This window comes from Acidovorax sp. sic0104 (assembly GCF_019219095.1).
Classification (GTDB): domain Bacteria; phylum Pseudomonadota; class Gammaproteobacteria; order Burkholderiales; family Burkholderiaceae_C; genus Acidovorax.
In genome coordinates this window covers 105,059-122,167 of sequence record NZ_JAHUWH010000012.1, presented here as the reverse complement: position 1 = coordinate 122,167, position 17,109 = coordinate 105,059, and the positions used below count along the sequence as shown (strand labels likewise).

Sequence of the window (17,109 nt, the reverse complement as noted above, 5' to 3'; positions counted from 1 at the left end):
CGTGACCTCCGGCAGCGATACCGCCGCGCCGCCATCGTCCTCGCCTTCATCCGTTCTGCTGGCCAGCTTTCGCGACAGCTACCGCGACCTGCTGCGGTACCTGTCGCGCCGCACCGGCAATGCCGACGATGCGCGCGACGTGGCGCATGACACCTGGCTGCGCCTGGCCGACATGGACCAGCGCGGCGAGCAGCCCGCGTTGTGCGGGGGCGAAGCGCGTGCCTATGTGTTTGCCATGGCGCGCAACCTCGTCATCGACCGCCAGCGGCACGCAGGCGTGGTGGCGCGCCATGCGCAAGGGCATGGCCCTGGCGAGCGCGATGGCGCAGTGCCTGGCCGTCACGGTCCCGACGAGTGCGAGGCGCTGATGTACCGGCAGGCCGTCGATGCTGTCGAGTCCGCACTTGCAGCGGTGCCCGAGCGGGCGCGGCAGATCTTCCTGCGCCACCGCATCCATGGCGAGGGCCAGGGGGCGCTGGCGACCGAATACGGCATTTCGCGCAACATGGTCGAGCGCGACATGATGCTGGCCATGGACCATGTTCAGGCTGCCATGGAGCAGTGGCATGCGGCAGGCCGCCTTGCGCCTGCAGCTGCCCCCCTGCCGAGCGGGGCACGGCGCGCCGGGCGCCGCCGCTCGCTGGCCGCCTTGCTCAGCCTGGCAGGCATGGCAGTCGGTGGCGCGGGCGCATGGCACTGGTGGCGCGTGGCCGTGGCGCAGTGGCAGCAGGTGGCCACCACGGGTCAAGGGCAGACGCTGCGCCACCCGCTGCCCGACGGCAGCCACATCATGCTGGACGCGCAAAGTCGCTTGCACATGGCGTACTACGCCGGTCAGCGGCGCATGCAGCTGCTGGCGGGGGCTGCGTTCTTCGACGTGGTGCGCGATGCCGATCGCCCGTTCGTGGTGGATGTGCCCGGGGGCGCCGCGGGCGGCGCGGTGCGGGTGACCGTGCTGGGCACGCGGTTCGGCATTGAGCGCGCCCAAGGTGGGGCGGGCATGACGGTCGATGTGCAGGTGGAGTCCGGCCGCGTGCGGGTGGAGTCGCTGGACCCGCAGGGGCAGGTGGGCGCCGTGCGTGAGCTGAGCGGCGGCCAGGCGTTGCGGGTATCGCCCGGCAGCTTGCTGGAGCCGCCACGCACACCGGCGCATGAGGCCGCGAATTGGCGGCATGGCCTGGTCGCCTTTGCGGATACGCCGTTGGCCGAAGCGGTGGAGCGCCTGCGCCGCTACCTGCCGCGCCGCGTTCAGCTGGATGCCAGCGTAGCCACGCTGCGCCTGTCGGGGCAGGTGCGCATCGCGCAGGCCGAAGACTTCGTGCGCACGCTGCCTGCGGTGATGCCCGTGCGGGTGCGGCTGGTGGCGGGGCAGTGGCACATCGGCGCCGCGTGATCGGCCAGCGACACCTGCGCCGCTGGTGTTTCAAGCATGAAAACAGGGCCTGCGGCATTTCCAACAAGCGCTGGTTGCTATCGTTTTTGTATCGCTTGAGTGGCGACGACGTGTGCAATGCGCCCCTCCATTCAGGAAGTGACCTGCCCGGTTCGTTGTAGCGGGGAAAGGACTTCACCATGAACCGACAAAAGCCCCGTGCGGCAGACACCATGCCTAGTCAGCCCAGTCAGCCCGCTCCATCCGCTTTGCCAGATTCCGGCATCGGTCTTCCCCGCCACGCACTTGCCGCCGCCGTGCTGGCCATGGCCACGCTGGCGCAGATGCAGATGCAACCGGCCATCGCGCAGGTTGCGCCTGCCGCAGCGTCGTTCGACATCCCGGCCCAGCCGCTGGCGGACGCCCTGGCCCAGTTTGCCCGGCAGTCGGGCGTGCAACTGGTCTATGCGCCGGACCTGGTGCAGGGCCGCCGGGCGCAGGCTGTGCAGGGCTCCCGCAGCACCGACGCCGCGCTGGCCGAACTGCTGCGCGGCAGCGGCCTGCGCATGCGCCGCGACGGCGCCACACTGGTGCTGGAGCGGGTGCCGGCCGACGGCGCCGCCGCACTGCCCGAGGTGCGTGTGGCCGCCGAGGCCGAGGTGGAAACCGCCACGGGCCCGGTGCGCGGGCTGGTGGCCCGGCGCAGCGCCAGCGCCACCAAGACCGACACGCCCATCATGGAGACCCCGCAGACCATCACCGTGGTCACTGCGGAGCAGATGCAGGTGCAGCGCGTGCGGGACCTGGAGCAGGCGTTCGAGTACGCGGCCGGCGTGCGCCCGGTGTCGGGCTACAGCGGCTCCTACGATGCGATCGTCAGCCGGGGCTTCCAGGCCAATGCGGGCAGCGGCAGCCTGTTCGCGGACGGGCTCAAGGTGTCCGACAACTCCTGGGCCTCGGGCAAGCAGGAGCCCTATGGGCTGGAGCGGGTGGAGATGGTCAAGGGAGCCGCGTCGGTGCTGTATGGCATGTCGGCGCCGGGCGGCGTGCTCGCCACGGTGAGCAAGCGCCCCATGGCCGACGCGGTGCGCGAAGTGGTGGTCGAGGCCGGCACCCACGCGCACAAGCAGATCGGCGTGGACCTGGGGGGAGTCGTGGCGCCTGGCAGCGACTGGACGTGGCGCCTCACGGCCCTGGCGCGCGACAGCGACACGCCCGTGCGCGAGCTTCAGAACGACACGGTGTACATCGCGCCCGCGCTGCACTGGCAGCCTTCGGCCGCCACGTCGCTCACCTTGCTGCTGCAGCACCAGAAGCGCCGCCTGGGCTATTCGTTCCCGCTGCCGCAGGCGGGCACGCTGCTGCCCGGGCCTGGCGGCCAGCGCGTGGCGCGTTTCCGATTCGTGGGCGAGCCCGCCTACGACCGGCAGGACGTGCAGCAGACCACGCTGACGGCGTTGTTCGAGCACCAGGTGAACGAGCAGGCCACGCTGCGCCAGGGCGTGCGGCTCTTCGACTCCGAGGCGGATGTCTTCTTCACCAGCGCGACGTTGGACCCTGCCGCCCCCACGCGCCTGGAGCGCCGCGCCATCGACGAGTTCGAGCGCGTGCGCGGCTTCTCCTCGGACACCAGCTGGCAGCAGCGCTGGCGCAGCGGCGATGTGGCGCACACCCTGATCGCGGGGCTGGACTACACGCGCTTTCGTTCCGAGTCCGAGTGGTACTCGCGCACCTTGGCGCCGCTCGACCTGTACCAGCCGCAGTACGGTGCCGTACCCGGCGCGCCGGTGCCGCAGGCGTTTTCGTCGACGTCTCGGCGTTGGCAGGCAGGCCTGTACGTGCAGGACCAGATCAAGTTCGGTGAGCGCTGGGTGGCGCTCGCCGGCCTGCGCCACGACTGGAGCGACTACCGCTCGCGGCCCTTCTTCACTCCTGGCCCCTGGTCGGCCGAGCGCACAGACGCCTTCACCGGCCGCGTCGGCGTGGTCTACCTCGCGCCGGGTGGCTGGGCCCCCTTTGCGGGTTACAGCCAATCGTTTCAGCCGCAGGGCGGCAAGGACGCGCAGGGCCAGCGCTTCAAGCCCACCGAGGGCGAACAGATGGAGATCGGCGTGCGCTGGCAGCCGCAGGGCGAAGGCGGCCTGCTGCTGTCCGCCGCCGCCTATGAGCTGCGCCAGAGCAACGTGCTCACCACCGACCCTGTCAACCCGCAGTTCAGCGTGCAGACCGGCCAGGCCCGCTCGCGCGGAGCCGAACTGGAGGTGCGCGGCCCGGTCACCCGCCACCTCGAGGTGGTGGGCGCCTACGCCTACACCGACCGGCGCATCACCCGCAGCAACCGCCCGGCAGAGATAGGCCGCCGCGCGGCCGAGGTGCCCTACCACCAGGCGTCGCTCTGGGGCCACTACCGCCTGGCTGCGTGGGGCCTGCCGGCCTGGACGGTGGGGGCCGGCGTGCGCTACACGGGAGACATGGTGGACGGCACGGCCAACGCGACGCGTGTCGCTGGCTACGGCCTTGTCGATGCCATGCTGGCCTGGCAGGACGGGCCGTGGCGCGTGGCGCTCAACGTGCGCAATGTGGCGGACAAGGAGTTCCTCACCTGCAACGGCAACTTCTGCCGCCACGGCAACCCGCGCTCGGCCACGCTGTCGGCGGCTTACCGCTGGTAGGGCGGCACGGCTCCAGGGACTCTCTGCACGAATCATCGCCCCGTGTGCATCTGCGGTTTCGGATGGCCTGCGGCGTTGCAAACACTCGCAATGGCTGCAGCTATTGCTGCGTTGTGCGCCTTGCAGTCCATCCCTATCCGCAGCGCACCCTTGGCAGCTCGATTCGTGCAGAAGATCCCTGGCGCGCAGGGCTGGCGAAAAGTGCAGCCGATGCAGGAAGTCAAAAAAGAGAGAGGAAGAGAGCGGGGGAGAAGACGCCAGGGCGGGGAGGGCGTTGCGAGGGTGGGCGTGTGCAGGCAGACACGCCCACCCGGCGCCATGGCCCGCGCCACGGATGTGGCCCGGGCTCAGTCGCCGTGCTGCGTCACTTCCTGCTGTGCCAGCGCCTCGAGCTGCTCCTGCTGGTAGACCACGATGCTGCGCTGGTGGATGCCGATGATGCCCTCGCGCTCCATCCACTTGAGCTCCACATTGATGCGCTGGCGCGAGCCGCCCAGCAGCTGCGCGAGTTCGTCCTGCACCAGCGACAGCCCGATGGCGCCGCGCTGGCCGGGCACGGCGGCGCGCTCGCCGAAGCGGCGCAGCACGTGCAGCAGCTGCTTGGCCAGCCGCGCACGCAGGGGCAGGGTGGCCATGTCTTCCATCATCCAGTACAGGTAGCGCATGCGCCGCGCCTGCAGCGTGAGCAGGGCTTCGCCGAACTCGGGGTGCTCGCGCAGCAGCTGTCGGAACACGCCCTCGGCCACGCTCAGCACCGTGGTGGGGCCGTGAGCGTGCGCGTCGTAGGTGTTGGGACCACGGTGCAGCACCTCGGCCTCGCCCACCCAGATGCCGGGCTCCACATAGGCCAGCGTCACCTGCTTGCCCGAGGGCGTGGTGCGCCGAAACCGGATGGCGCCGCTGGCACAGGCGAACCAGTCCTGCGCCAGGTCGCCCTGTTCCACGATCATCTGGCCGTGCGCGTAGCGCGTGACGCGCCCCAGCCGGAAGATGTCGTGCCGCAGCGAAGGCGTGAGCGCGGCGAACCAGCGGCCCCGGTTGATGGCCTCGCGCTCGGTCTGGCTCAGAAACGGGCGCTGCTGGTGGCGGTCGGCCAAGGGGCTGGCAGGCTCAGGCAGGGCAAGGGCGGCAAAGGTCATGGCGGCAGACTGGAGGTGAGCGCAGCCGGCCAGTTTAGCGAGGCATCCCTTGGCGCGACATCCTGGCGCGGCACGTGCGCGACACCACGACGTGGTGCAACCTGTGCCTAGTCCCTGGCCTTGCCCCGCGCCCGGCGGGACCGGCGCGGCCCGCGGGGCTTGCGCAGAAAGGCCAGCAGCCGCCGCTCGGCAGCGCTCAGGCCCCGGGGGGATGCGGCGCCGCCGATGCGCTCCCACACCTCCTGCATGCCCGGCCCTGCATCCGAGGCCAGGCGCGAGCCCAGCTCCAGCACCGCGGGGTGCACGTAGGACTTCTTGCACACTGCGGGTGTATTGCCCAGCTGGCGCGCCACCTCCGCCAGGATGGCCTTTGCGCTGAAGCGCGCGCTCTTGCGGCCTGCATCGTCGGTATCTGCCGTGCCGGTGCGCGTGCAGGCCAGGCGGGTCAGTTCCAGCGCCTGCGTGGTGCCGTGCCAGGTGCGGAAGTCCTTGGCGGTGAACGGGTCGCCCTGTGCATCGGCGGCGCTGTGCGTGATCTCGCGCAAGTAGTCGTTCACGTCCCCCGAGCCCACGGTGTGCAGAGCGCCGTCCTCGTCCTCGTACTGGAAGAGCTCCTGCCCGGGCAGTTGCTGGCAGTGGCGCACCACGCGGGCCACGCGCGGGTCGTCCAGCTCGGCCTCCTGCTGCACGCCGCTCTTGCCGCGAAAACGCAGCCGGAGCTGGCTGCCCTGCACCTTCACATGGCGGGTGCGCAACGTGGTCAGGCCGTACGACTTGTTGGTGGCCGCGTACTCCTCGTTGCCCACGCGCAGGAAGGTGGTGTCCAGCAGCCGCACCAGCGTGGCCAGGACGATGGTGCGCGTGAGCGGTCCACCCTTGCGCTGCGCCGCCAGGTCGCGCGCCACGCGGGCGCGGATACGGGGCAGCGCGCGGCCGAAGGCCTGCATGTGCTCGAACTTGCCCTCGTCGCGTTGCAGGCGCCATTCAGGGTGGTAGCGGTACTGGCGCCGCCCGCGTGCGTCCAGCCCCGTGGCCTGCAGGTGGCCGTTGGGCAGCGGGCAGATCCACACATCGGTATAGGCAGGCGGAATGGCCAGGCGCTGGATGCGTGCAATCTCTTCCTCGTCGCTGAGCCACTGGCCGTCCGGCTGGCGGTAGCGGAATTTCTTGTCGCCCGCCGCCACACGGGTCAGCCCCGGGAGCGCGGGCGTGACGTACACCATCCCTCCGGGAAGCCGGGTGGGCCGGGGGATTGGAGGCCTTGGCGTGGCGGTGTCGATCGTGCGGGATGTGCTGGACGGGCGGGACATGGGCAGTGTGCAAAGCCGTGGGGAAGAGGCTTTCGATCACAACCGCGAATGCGCATCGCCGGTGTAGGTGCGGTGCGAGCCAACGGGTGAGACGCCGCCCGAAGGCCGGGTTTGCACAGGGGCCGAGAATCCGTTGAAAATGTGCTCTAACGCTTGCTGGTAAATCGTTATTAGCTATAAAAAATATAGCGTTCAAGAATAGGCCAGCCGGGCTGCCTGGGAAGCCTGCCCGCACTGCACTCCAGGATTTTCATGGGCACACAAAACCGTTCGGGCTGAGCCTGCCGAAGCGCTGCGCAGGGCTTCGACAGGCTCAGCCCGACCGGTATTGAAGGTGTTGAATGATCGACTGCAAATCCGCGTCATCCGGCATCACCCGGCCTCATCCGTCATTGCTCGGGGGGCGTCGGGTCGAGCGCAAAGCCCACGCCGTACACGGACCGGATCCAGTCGCTGCCGTCCGCGCTGGCCGCCTTGAGCTTCTTGCGCAGGTTCTTGATGTGGCTGTCGATGGCCCGCTCGTTCACGTCCAGCGTGTCGTCATAGGCCTGGTCCAGCAGCTGCGAGCGCGAGAAGATGCGCCCCCGCTGCCGCGCCAGCACCTGCAGCAGCCGGAACTCGCGCCGTGTGAGTCCCAGGGCCGTGCCGTGCAGCGTGGCCTGCCAGTGCAGTTCGTCCAGCACCAGCGCGGCCACGGTGGTGGTCGTGCCGGGCGCGGGTTCCTGCGCGGCGGCGGTGCGGCGCAGAACGGCCTTGGCGCGCGCCACCACTTCGCGCGGCGAGAACGGCTTGCAGATGTAGTCGTCGGCGCCCAGCTCCAGCCCGATGAGCCGGTCCACCTCTTCCACGCGGGCGGTGAGCATGATGATGGGGTGCTGGGTGTGGCGGCGGGCCTGGCGCAGCACCTCCAGGCCGTCCATGCCCGGCAGCATGATGTCCAGCAGGGTCAGCGAAGGCGGCGCGGCCAGCATGCTGGCCAGGGCCGCGCGGCCGTCGGCCTGGTGTTCCACGGCGTAGCCCGCGTGGCGCAGGTAGTCCACCACGATGGCGGCGATGTCGGGTTCGTCTTCGACGACGAGGATGCGGTGGTTCATGTCACGGGGTGGGGGGCGGGTTGTCGAGCAGCGGCAGGTCCAGCGTGATGCGCAGCCCGCCCAGGGGCGATGCGTCGGCCGTCAGCGTGCCGCCGTGCGCGAGCACGATGGCGCGGCAGATGGCCAGGCCCAGGCCCGAGCCGCCATGGTCGCGGTTGCGCGAGGTCTCCGCGCGGTACAGGCGCTCGAAGATGCGGGGCAGCTCATGCGCGGGCACGCCGGGGGCGCTGTCGTCCAGTTGCACGCGCAGCAGCGGTGCGCTGTCCGGCGCCTGTGCTTCGAATGCGGCGATGCGCAGTTGCCCGCCCGCGTCGGTGTAGCGCAGGCTGTTTTCCAGCAGGTTCAGGAACACCTGGTGCAACTGCTGCGCGTCGCCTTTCACCAGCGGTGCGGGCGACTGCGTGGCCAAGGCATGGAGCCCTGCGGTGTCCACGGCGATGCGGGCCTGTGCCAGCCGCGGGCGCATGGACGCCAGCGCCTCGGCCAGCAGCGACAGCGGGTGCACGGGCACCTGGGCCGACGGTGCGCTGGTGCCCGCGGCGTCCAGGCTGGCGCGCAGATCCCCTACCAACTGGATGAGCCGCATTACCTGGCGGTGCAGGCGCAGCGCGGTCTTGTCGTCGAAGGGGCGTACGCCGTCCTGCACGGCCTCGATCTCTGCGCGCATGGCGGCCAGGGGGGTGCGCAGCTCGTGGGCCACGTCGCCCAGCCACTGGCGGCGGGAAGCCTCGATGCTGGCGAGCTGCTCGGCCATGGTGTTGAAGGTGCGGGCGAGGTGGGCCAGCTCGTCGTTGCCGTGCACGGGCACGCGGGTGTGCAGGTGGCCCTGCGCAATGTCGCGCGCGCCGTGGGCCAGGGCCTCGACGGGGGCGAGCCAGCGCCGCGCGAGCCAGCCCGACAGCAGCAGCGCGAGCACCAGCCCCGCGAGCCCGGTCCATACGACGAAGCCCAGCTGCTGCGCGAGGAACGCCTGGTCGGCCTCGCTGCGCACACCCTGCGGTGGCGCGAGCACCAGGTGGCCGAGGGTGTGCCCGTCGGCGCCGCGCAAGGCCAGCCGTGCGCCTCCGGGCTGCGGTGCGCTGCCAGCGACCAGCCGGTCCTGCGCGTCCACAAGGCCCAGCCGGGGGTAGAGGTCATTGGGATGCCGCTCTGGGGGCTGGGGCGGACGGTCGTCGGCCACTGCGCCCATGCGGGGGGGCGTGCTTCCATTGCTGCCCGGCCCGTTGCCCCGCTGCTCGGGCGGCGGTCCGTCGGGCGGGGGGCCGAAACCGCCGCCAGTGTCGCTGCTGCCGGGCCTGCGCGGACCGCCGCCCGGGTGGCTGAGCCGGCCCCACAGGCCGGGTTGGTTGCGCAGCGTCTCCCAGCCGCCCACCTGGGTGTGGTGGGCCTGCAGCCGCTCGGCCAGCCAGTCCATGCGGGCCAGCTCGATCTCTGCCACATACGGCCCCAGGCCGCGCTGCAGCCCCAGCCGCGAAAAGCCCGCGAAGATCAGCAGCAAGGCCACCAGCAGGGCGGCCAGGGCGAGGAAGGCTTTGCGGTGCAGGGTGAGGTGGGGCATCGGTCAGCGGGGCTGCGGCAGCGTGTCGGCAGGGTCAGCGGGCAGGGGGCGGGCCGCCCGCACCGCCGGGGCCACCGGGCCCGCCTGCGGGCATGGCCACGAGGGTGCCGTCCATTGTGCGGCATGTGCCCGGGAGCGATTTGCCGTCCGGCATGGTCAGCGTGACGCTGGTCCCTTCCGCCCGGCCCTTGCAGGCTGCGTATGCCTCGGGCGGCGGTGCGGGCGGGCCCTGGCGGCCCTGGGCTTGTGCCAGCGCGGGTGCTGCGGACAGACATGGCGGCCAGCACGGCTGCGAGCGCAGCGAAGGCCTGTGCACGGCGGGCAAGGGCGTTAAGAATCATGGTGTGTATTCCTGGGGTTGGTGGAAAGAAGGTGCGGCGCACTGGCCAGAACCGGCGCGCGCCGCCGGGCTGTCGAAGGTGCCTGTGGTGCCTGTGGCGCCTACGCGGCCACAGAGATCGTGATGTGGGCCGAGTACCCGCCGCCGCTGTTGGCCTGCATGGTGGTCATCTCCAGCGCGGTGCCGTCGCTGAAGACGTTGTCGGTGGCGAAGGTGATGGAGGCCAGGTTGCGCACGCTGGCGCTGTAGCCGGAATTGGCGTTGTAGATGCTGCTCAGCAGCGCGGTGGGAAAGGCCAGCTGGGTGGTCTTGATCTTGTTGCTGGCATTGCTGGCGGCGGCCAGGCTGCGGTAGACCTCCAGGTGCATGTGGGGCATGCGGCCGGCGTAGCAGCCCGGCACGATGGTGGTGAAGGTGACGGTGCCGTTCGCGTCCGTGGCCTGCACGCCGCGCAGGTAGTTGTCGGCGATGTTGTTGGAGCTGTAGACCGAGTAGTTGCCGTCCTGCGTGCAGTGCCACAGGTAGATGGCGTAGCCGGACAGCGCCGCGCAGTTGGCATTGGTGTTGGTCAGCGTGATGGTGATGGTGAAGGGCACGCCGCTGACCTGCGTGGACGAGCCGATGGAGGTGCGGATGTCCGATCGCACGATGCCGCTGAGCGCCAGCACGTTGTAGCTGTTGTTGCTGGCGTTGGAGCCGTCGGCGGGGTAGGGGCCGGCGGTTTCCTCGGGCACGACCGCGCAGGTGTTGGTGGTGGTCGTGCCTGTTCCCGTGCCGGTGGTTGTCCCTGTGCCTGTACTGGTGGTTGTCCCGGTGGTTGTGCCGCTGGTGTCGGTGGACTCGCTGTCGCTGCTTCCGCCCCCGCAGCCCAGCAGCGTGGCAACGCCCAGTGAGCCCAGCGCGTTCAGCGCAAAGCGGCGGTTGGCGGGCGCCTGCACGGTGGCGGCGATGTCGGTGGTGCGGTCCATGGGTTCTCCTTCAGGTGGGTATGGACTGCACTGTGCCGGCCGATTGAGGAGAAATTGGGGAGTGCCCGCGTTGCCTCGGGACGCTATAGATTTAATAGCTGCTGTCGCTTTCCCATCAAGCGGAAGAGGCTATTTTCACTCCATAAAAGAGAGCCTCGACGCGCTTGGCGATCCGCCCCACCATGCAAAAAGGCCGCACGGGGCGGCCTTTTTGCATTGGGGGAGCGATGGGGCGACGTTGCCTGCCTTGGTGTTCAGTGGCGCGCAGGGGGGGCGGAGTGCGACATGAGCCGGTCCGTCGCCGCAATGGCCAGCGCGCTCAGCAGGAACACCACGTGGATGATGGTCTGCCACATCAGCACCTTGATGTCATAGTTGGCCGCGTTGATGAAGGTCTTGAGCAGGTGGATGGAACTGATGCCGATGATGGCGGTGGCCAGCTTGACCTTGAGCACCGAGGCGTTCACGTGGCTCAGCCACTCGGGCTGGTCGGGGTGGTCTTCCAGGTGCAGGCGCGAGACGAAGGTTTCGTACCCGCCCACGATCACCATGATCAGCAGGTTGGAGATCATCACCACGTCGATGAGCGCCAGCACCACCAGCATGATGATGGTTTCATTGAGGGCGGTGACCTCGAAGTCGCTCTTGTAGCCGATGCTGGAGACCAGCGACTTGAGCGCTGCCGTGTTGCCGAACGCCGCCTCGATCAGGTGGACGAGTTCCACCCAGAAGTGAAAGACATAGACGGCCTGCGCAAGAATCAGCCCCAGGTACAGCGGCAACTGCAGCCAGCGGCTGGCGAAGATCAGGGATGGAAGCGGGCGCAGCGCGGCAGGCGTGCCGGATTTGGGGGGAAGCGACATGGGCAGGGTGGGGAGAGATCAGGTCGCACGATTCTAGAAGAAGCGCATGACACCCTCCTGGGCCGGGTGCGCTGCGCCCCAGCGCATACTGTGCAGAAGGACGTCAGGCCTTGAGAAACGCGCACCTTGTAAGCTTCGCGCCAGTCAGTGGCTTGTAAGTGCTGCCGCCGACAGTACCGCACAAATTCGACAGGACGGGCAACGACACTGCGCAAAGCGCGGCCTCTGGGGGCCGCAGGCCGAGCGGTCCGGCGTGGCCTGTTCTTCAGGCCCCGATTCCATCAAAAACCAGGAGACAAACCATGAGTGCGCCCACATCCGCGATCGAGTCCGTTTTGGTTGAGAACCGCGTGTTCCCGCCGTCGGAGGCCATCGTCAAAGCCGCCCGCGTGTCGGGCATGGCGGGCTACGACGCGTTGTGTGCCGAGGCCGACAAGGACTTCGAAGGCTTCTGGGCCCGCCTGGCACGCGAGAACGTGCAGTGGACCCGGCCCTTCACCCGCACACTGGACACGTCCAACGCGCCGTTCTTCAAGTGGTTTGACGACGGCGAGCTCAACGCCAGCGCCAACTGCCTGGACCGCCACATCGGCACCCCCACCGAGAACAAGACCGCCATCGTGTTCGAAGCCGACGATGGCACGGTCACCCGGATCACCTACAAGGAACTGCTGGCCCGCGTGAGCCAGTTCGCCAACGCGCTCAAGGCCCACGGCGTGGCCAAGGGCGACCGCGTGCTGATCTACATGCCCATGACCATCGAGGGCGTGATCGCCATGCAGGCGTGCGCGCGCATCGGCGCCACGCACAGCGTGGTGTTCGGCGGCTTCAGCGCCAAGGCGGTGCAGGAGCGCATCATCGACGCGGGCGCCGTGGCCGTGATCACCGCCAACTACCAGATGCGAGGCGGCAAGGAACTGCCGCTCAAGGCCATCATCGACGAAGCCCTTGCCATGGGCGGGTGCGACACCATCCGCAACGTCTTCGTCTACCAGCGCACCGCCACGGCCTGCAGCATGGTGGAAGGCCGTGACAAGACCTTTGGCGAGATCCTGGCCGGCCAGAGCACCGAGTGCGCCCCCGTGCCCGTGGGTGCCGAGCACCCGCTGTTCATCCTGTACACCAGCGGCTCCACCGGCAAGCCCAAGGGTGTGCAGCACGCTACCGGCGGCTACCTGCTGTGGGCCAAGCTCACCATGGACTGGACCTTCGACCTGCGGGCCGACGACGTGTTCTGGTGCACCGCCGACATCGGCTGGATCACCGGCCACACGTACGTAGCCTACGGCCCGCTGGCGGCGGGCGCCACGCAGATCATCTTCGAGGGCATCCCCACCTTCCCCAACGCCGGCCGCTTCTGGCAGATGATCGAAAAGCACAAGTGCACGATCTTCTACACCGCGCCCACCGCCATCCGTTCGCTCATCAAGGCCGCCGAAGGCGACGCCGCGGTGCACCCTGCGCGCTCGGACCTGTCGAGCCTGCGCATCCTGGGCAGCGTGGGTGAGCCCATCAACCCCGAAGCCTGGATGTGGTATCACAAGAATGTGGGCGGCGAGCGCTGCCCTATCGTGGACACCTTCTGGCAGACCGAGACCGGCGGTCACGTCATCACCCCGCTGCCCGGCGCCACCCCGCTGGTGCCCGGCAGCTGCACGTTGCCGCTTCCCGGCATCGCCGCTGCCATCGTGGATGAAACCGGCAACGACGTCGCCAACGGCGCGGGTGGCATCCTGGTCATCAAGAAGCCCTGGCCCAGCATGATCCGCACCATCTGGAACGACCCGGAGCGCTTCAAGAAGGCCTATTTCCCCGAAGAGCTCAAGGGCTACTACCTGGCCGGCGATGGCGCTGTGCGCAGCGCAGACCGCGGCTATTTCCGCATCACCGGCCGCATCGACGATGTGCTCAACGTCTCGGGGCACCGCATGGGCACCATGGAGATCGAATCGGCCCTGGTCGCCAAGACCGACCTGGTGGCAGAGGCCGCCGTCGTGGGTCGCCCCGACGACGTGACCGGCGAGGCCATCTGCGCTTTCGTCGTGCTCAAGCGTGCCCGCCCCACCGGCGAGGAAGCCAAGCAGATCGCGAATGAGCTGCGCAACTGGGTGGCCAAGGAAATCGGCCCGATTGCCAAGCCCAAGGACATCCGCTTCGGCGACAACCTGCCCAAGACCCGCAGCGGCAAGATCATGCGCCGGCTGCTCCGCAGTATTGCCAAGGGCGAGGCCATCACGCAGGACACGAGTACATTGGAGAATCCTGCAATTCTCGACCAGTTGGCCAAAGCCAACTGATCGAGAAGGGCGCCGAAGGCGCCCGCGCGAAGCGCTTGCAGGGTTCGTGGTCACTCATATCGCGTAGCGATGTGACGTGGCCACAAAACCCGGCTCGATCACCCACCAACGGTGATCGAAGCCGCAGCCCATGGATCGAAAAGTGCGATGTCGGAGCTTCACAACCGGCACATCCCGCTGCCCCTGTAGGACACCATCTGAAATCGCCGGCCCGGCCATGCCAACCCTGTTGGCATGCGTTACAACGGCGGCATTGCGCGGCCGGCCTGCCCATCCTGGCAAGGCCCACGCGCTGCCAACGGAGATTTCAACATGCACTTTCGTTCCGCCGTCCTGTTTCTGGTCGTGCTCGCCATCGCAGCACTGGCGTTCCTGAACTGGCCCACGCTGGCCACGCCCACTACCGTATCGCTGGGTTTGACCACAGTGGAGGCGCCACTGGGCCTGCTGATGCTGGGCCTGACCACCTTGCTCACCATCTTCTTCGTGGCCTACGTGCTGTCCCTGCAGGGCTCCGTGCTGCTGGAGACCCGCCGCCACACCAAGGAGATGCAGGTGCAACGCGAACTGGCCGACAAGGCGGAGGCGTCGCGCTTCACTGAATTGCGCCACTTCCTGGAGATCCAGCAAGGCCAGACCCACACCGCGCTGCTGGCGCGCATCGATGCCCTGGAGCAGCGCCTGGCCAAGCGGGTGGAGGAGTCGGACAACGCCACGGCCGCGTACGTGGGCCAACTGGAGCACCAACTGCGCACCCGGGAACAGGCCCGCCAGGTCGTCACGCCCCTCGTGTAGCCGCGTCACAGGCTGGCGACGCCCGTCGCCAGGCCGTAGAAAGAATCGACAAACCAAAAAAGCAACAGCCGCATCACGCGGGGTGATGCGGCTGTTTCTCATGAAGGCCGGCGACTGGGTGCCGGTGCTGTGCGGTGGCCGTGATACGGCCAGTTCCGCCGTCGTTACTTTTGCGTCAGCACCCAGGCTGCCAGCTTCTTGGCATCGGCGTCATTGACCTGGGCATTGGCGGGCATGGGCACAGGGCCCCAGACGCCAGCGCCGCCCTTGATGATCTTGGCGGCCAGCTTGTCCACGGCGTCCTTCTGGCCCGCATACTTGGCCGCCACGTCCTTATAGGATGGCCCCACCAGCTTCTTGTCCACCGCATGGCAGGCCATGCAATTCTTGGCGGTGGCCAGCGCCTGATCGGCCATCGCGGGGGCCGCAACCGACAGTGTCATGGCAAGGGTGATCAGGGTACGCTTCATGGTGGGTTTTCCTGTGGGTTGGGTTACAGTTCTTTTAATGTGATTGTAGTGACTCGGGTTGACATGCCGGTGTTCCCGGCCCCCGAGCCCTTGGACGGTAATTTCTGGAGACTGCGATGTATCTGCTGGGCCTTTCACTCCTCTTGGCGGCGCTGAAGTACCTCGAAACCGGGCCCTTTGCCAACATGTCCTGGTGGTGGGTGCTGGGCGCTTTTGCCGCTACGGCTCTATGGTGGGCCTGGGCTGATTCCACCGGGTATACCAAACGTAAAGCCATGGAAAAGATGGAGCAGCGCAAGCAGGACCGCATCAACAAGCACAAGGAAGCCCTGGGTATCCGCCCGCGCAAGCCGCGCTGAGTACAGCCCGAAAGCAGGCCTTGCTGCCGTGAAGGCGCGGCGCTGCCCGCCCGCTGAAACTGCCACTGGCCCCAAGAAAAAACGCCCGCAGCATGTCGCTGCGGGCGTTTTGCATTGTGCGAAAAGGCGGGCGGGGGCGCGCCTTTTCGTGGGACACGGGTCAATACGCGTCCAGCACGGCACCCTTGCTCGCGCTCGATGCATTGAATGCAAACTTGGCCTGCACGCCGCGGGTATAGCGCGGTGCGGGCGCCGTCCAGCCGGCGCGGCGCTTGGCGATTTCTTCCTCGGGCACGTTCAGCTCCAGCAAAAGCTGGCGCGCGTCGATGGTGATGCTGTCGCCTTCGTTGACGAAGGCGATGGTGCCGCCGGCAGCGGCCTCGGGCGCCACGTGGCCCACCACCATGCCCCACGTCCCGCCGGAGAAGCGGCCGTCGGTGATCAGGCCCACGCTCTCGCCCAGGCCGGCGCCGATGAGCGCGCCGGTGGGGGCCAGCATCTCGGGCATGCCGGGGCCGCCCTTGGGGCCCAGGTAGCGCAGCACCATCACGTCGCCGGCCTTGATCTTGCCGGCCAGGATGGCTTCCAGGGCCGATTGTTCGTCGTCGAACACGCGGGCCGGGCCGGTGATGACAGGGTTTTTCAGACCGGTGATCTTGGCCACCGCGCCTTCGGGGCTGAGGTTGCCCTTCAGGATGGCCAGGTGGCCCTGCGCGTACATGGGGTTGTCGATGTTGCGGATCACGTCCTGGTCGGCACGCGGCACATCGGGCACGTCCTTGAGCACTTCGGCAATGGTCTTTCCTTGAATGGTGATGCAGTCGCCGTGCAGCAGGCCGGCCTTGAGCAGCACCTTCATCACTTGAGGGATGCCGCCTGCGCGGTGCAGGTCCACGGCCAGGTACTTGCCGCTGGGCTTCAGGTCGCACAGCACGGGCGTCTTCTTGCGGATGCGCTCGAAGTCGTCGATGTCCCATTCCACGCCTGCGGCGTGCGCGATGGCCAGGAAGTGCAGCACGGCGTTGGTGGAGCCGCCGGTGGCCATGATCACGGCCACGGCGTTCTCGATGGCCTTCTTGGTCACGATATCGCGGGGCTTCAGGTCGTTCTTGATGGCCTCGATCAGCACCTTGGCCGATTCCTTGGCCGAGTTCATCTTCTCGTCGTGCGGGTTGGCCATGGTGGACGAGTACGGCAGGCTGATGCCCAGGGCTTCGAAGGCGCTGGACATGGTGTTGGCGGTGTACATGCCGCCGCACGAGCCGGTGCCGGGGATGGCGCGCTTTTCGATTTCCTTCAGGTCGAAGTCGCTCAGCTTGCCGGCGGCGTTCTCGCCCACGGCTTCGAACACGCTCACGATGTTCAGGTCCTTGCCCTGGTAGCTGCCCGGCAGGATGGTGCCGCCGTACACATAGATGGCAGGCACGTTGGCGCGCAGCATGCCCATCAGGCCGCCGGGCATGTTCTTGTCGCAGCCGCCGACCACCAGCACGCCGTCCATCCACTGGCCGCCCACGCAGGTCTCGATGCAGTCGCTGATGACTTCGCGGCTCACCAGGCTGTACTTCATGCCTTCGGTGCCCATGGCCATGCCGTCCGAGATGGTGGGCGTGCCGAAAACCTGGGCGTTGCCGCCGGCTTCCTCGATGCCGGCAATCGCCGCGTCGGCCAGCTTCTGCAGGCCGCTGTTGCAGGGGGTGATGGTGCTGTGGCCGTTGGCCACGCCGACCATGGGCTTGACGAAGTCGCCTTCCTCGTAGCCCATGGCGTAGTACATGGAGCGGTTGGGGGCGCGCGACTTGCCCTGCGTGATGTTGGCGCTGCGGCGGTTGATGGGCTGGATCGGGATGGTTTTGCTGTCTGCCATGGCGG

14 protein-coding genes are annotated in these 17,109 nt (G+C 68.3%); 6 read left to right on the top strand and 8 right to left on the bottom strand.

Annotated features, from left to right (window positions below; translation table 11 throughout):
• Position 1: 1 nt before the first annotated feature.
• The gene (locus KW835_RS18925; protein ID WP_218385258.1) at positions 2-1,393 is read left to right on the top strand and encodes a sigma-70 family RNA polymerase sigma factor; all 1,392 of its coding nucleotides are present in this window, start codon (positions 2-4) and stop codon (positions 1,391-1,393) included.
• A 179-nt stretch (positions 1,394-1,572) separates the two neighbouring features.
• Positions 1,573-4,044 carry a TonB-dependent siderophore receptor gene (locus tag KW835_RS18920; RefSeq protein WP_218385256.1) on the top strand — a complete coding sequence of 824 codons (2,472 nt, stop codon included), beginning with the start codon at positions 1,573-1,575 and terminating at the stop codon, positions 4,042-4,044.
• Between the two features lie 347 nt (positions 4,045-4,391).
• Here the strand turns inward: KW835_RS18920 and KW835_RS18915 are convergent, their stop codons facing one another.
• A complete protein-coding gene (locus tag KW835_RS18915; RefSeq protein ID WP_218385254.1) occupies positions 4,392-5,183 on the bottom strand; it encodes a Crp/Fnr family transcriptional regulator in 792 nt (263 codons plus the stop codon).
• Between the two features lie 107 nt (positions 5,184-5,290).
• Positions 5,291-6,406, bottom strand: a complete 1,116-nt coding sequence (locus KW835_RS18910; protein WP_255593666.1) for a DNA topoisomerase IB — start codon at positions 6,404-6,406, stop codon at positions 5,291-5,293.
• On the opposite strand from KW835_RS18910, the gene KW835_RS26910 reads away from it, so the two are divergent.
• The gene (locus KW835_RS26910; RefSeq protein ID WP_255593673.1) at positions 6,393-6,560 is read left to right on the top strand and encodes a hypothetical protein; all 168 of its coding nucleotides are present in this window, start codon (positions 6,393-6,395) and stop codon (positions 6,558-6,560) included. The two genes, KW835_RS18910 and KW835_RS26910, sit on opposite strands and share 14 nt — an antisense overlap.
• A gap of 322 nt (positions 6,561-6,882) precedes the next feature.
• Here the strand turns inward: KW835_RS26910 and KW835_RS18905 are convergent, their stop codons facing one another.
• The 4 genes from KW835_RS18905 to KW835_RS18890 all read right to left on the bottom strand — a co-directional run bounded on the left by KW835_RS18905 (position 6,883) and on the right by KW835_RS18890 (position 11,316).
• On the bottom strand, positions 6,883-7,587 hold the full coding sequence (locus tag KW835_RS18905; protein WP_218385250.1) for a response regulator: 705 nt from the start codon (positions 7,585-7,587) through the stop codon (positions 6,883-6,885).
• Between the two features lies 1 nt (position 7,588).
• Entirely contained in the window at positions 7,589-9,145 is a 1,557-nt protein-coding gene (locus tag KW835_RS18900; protein ID WP_218385248.1) for an ATP-binding protein, read from the bottom strand.
• Positions 9,146-9,586: 441 nt separating this feature from the next.
• On the bottom strand, positions 9,587-10,453 hold the full coding sequence (locus tag KW835_RS18895; RefSeq protein ID WP_218385246.1) for an intradiol ring-cleavage dioxygenase: 867 nt from the start codon (positions 10,451-10,453) through the stop codon (positions 9,587-9,589).
• A gap of 254 nt (positions 10,454-10,707) precedes the next feature.
• Positions 10,708-11,316, bottom strand: coding sequence for a TIGR00645 family protein (locus KW835_RS18890; protein WP_218385244.1), 609 nt, complete (start codon positions 11,314-11,316; stop codon positions 10,708-10,710).
• 302 nt (positions 11,317-11,618) lie between these two features.
• Here KW835_RS18890 and acs point away from each other — a divergent pair, with 302 nt between their 5' ends.
• The gene (acs, locus tag KW835_RS18885) at positions 11,619-13,613 is read left to right on the top strand and encodes an acetate--CoA ligase (protein WP_218385242.1); all 1,995 of its coding nucleotides are present in this window, start codon (positions 11,619-11,621) and stop codon (positions 13,611-13,613) included.
• A gap of 312 nt (positions 13,614-13,925) precedes the next feature.
• Complete coding sequence (locus KW835_RS18880; protein WP_218385240.1) at positions 13,926-14,408, top strand: LapA family protein; 483 nt, start codon at positions 13,926-13,928, stop codon at positions 14,406-14,408.
• A gap of 164 nt (positions 14,409-14,572) precedes the next feature.
• On the opposite strand, the gene KW835_RS18875 is transcribed toward KW835_RS18880, so the two are convergent.
• Positions 14,573-14,878 carry a c-type cytochrome gene (locus KW835_RS18875; RefSeq protein WP_056169700.1) on the bottom strand — a complete coding sequence of 102 codons (306 nt, stop codon included), beginning with the start codon at positions 14,876-14,878 and terminating at the stop codon, positions 14,573-14,575.
• A 116-nt stretch (positions 14,879-14,994) separates the two neighbouring features.
• Between KW835_RS18875 and KW835_RS18870 the strand changes: the two genes are divergently transcribed.
• On the top strand, positions 14,995-15,237 hold the full coding sequence (locus tag KW835_RS18870) for a TIGR04438 family Trp-rich protein (protein ID WP_218385232.1): 243 nt from the start codon (positions 14,995-14,997) through the stop codon (positions 15,235-15,237).
• 160 nt (positions 15,238-15,397) lie between these two features.
• Here the strand turns inward: KW835_RS18870 and ilvD are convergent, their stop codons facing one another.
• Positions 15,398-17,104 (bottom strand): dihydroxy-acid dehydratase, encoded by a 1,707-nt coding sequence (gene ilvD, locus KW835_RS18865; RefSeq protein WP_218385230.1) that lies wholly within the window; start codon positions 17,102-17,104, stop codon positions 15,398-15,400.
• Positions 17,105-17,109 lie beyond the last annotated feature (5 nt).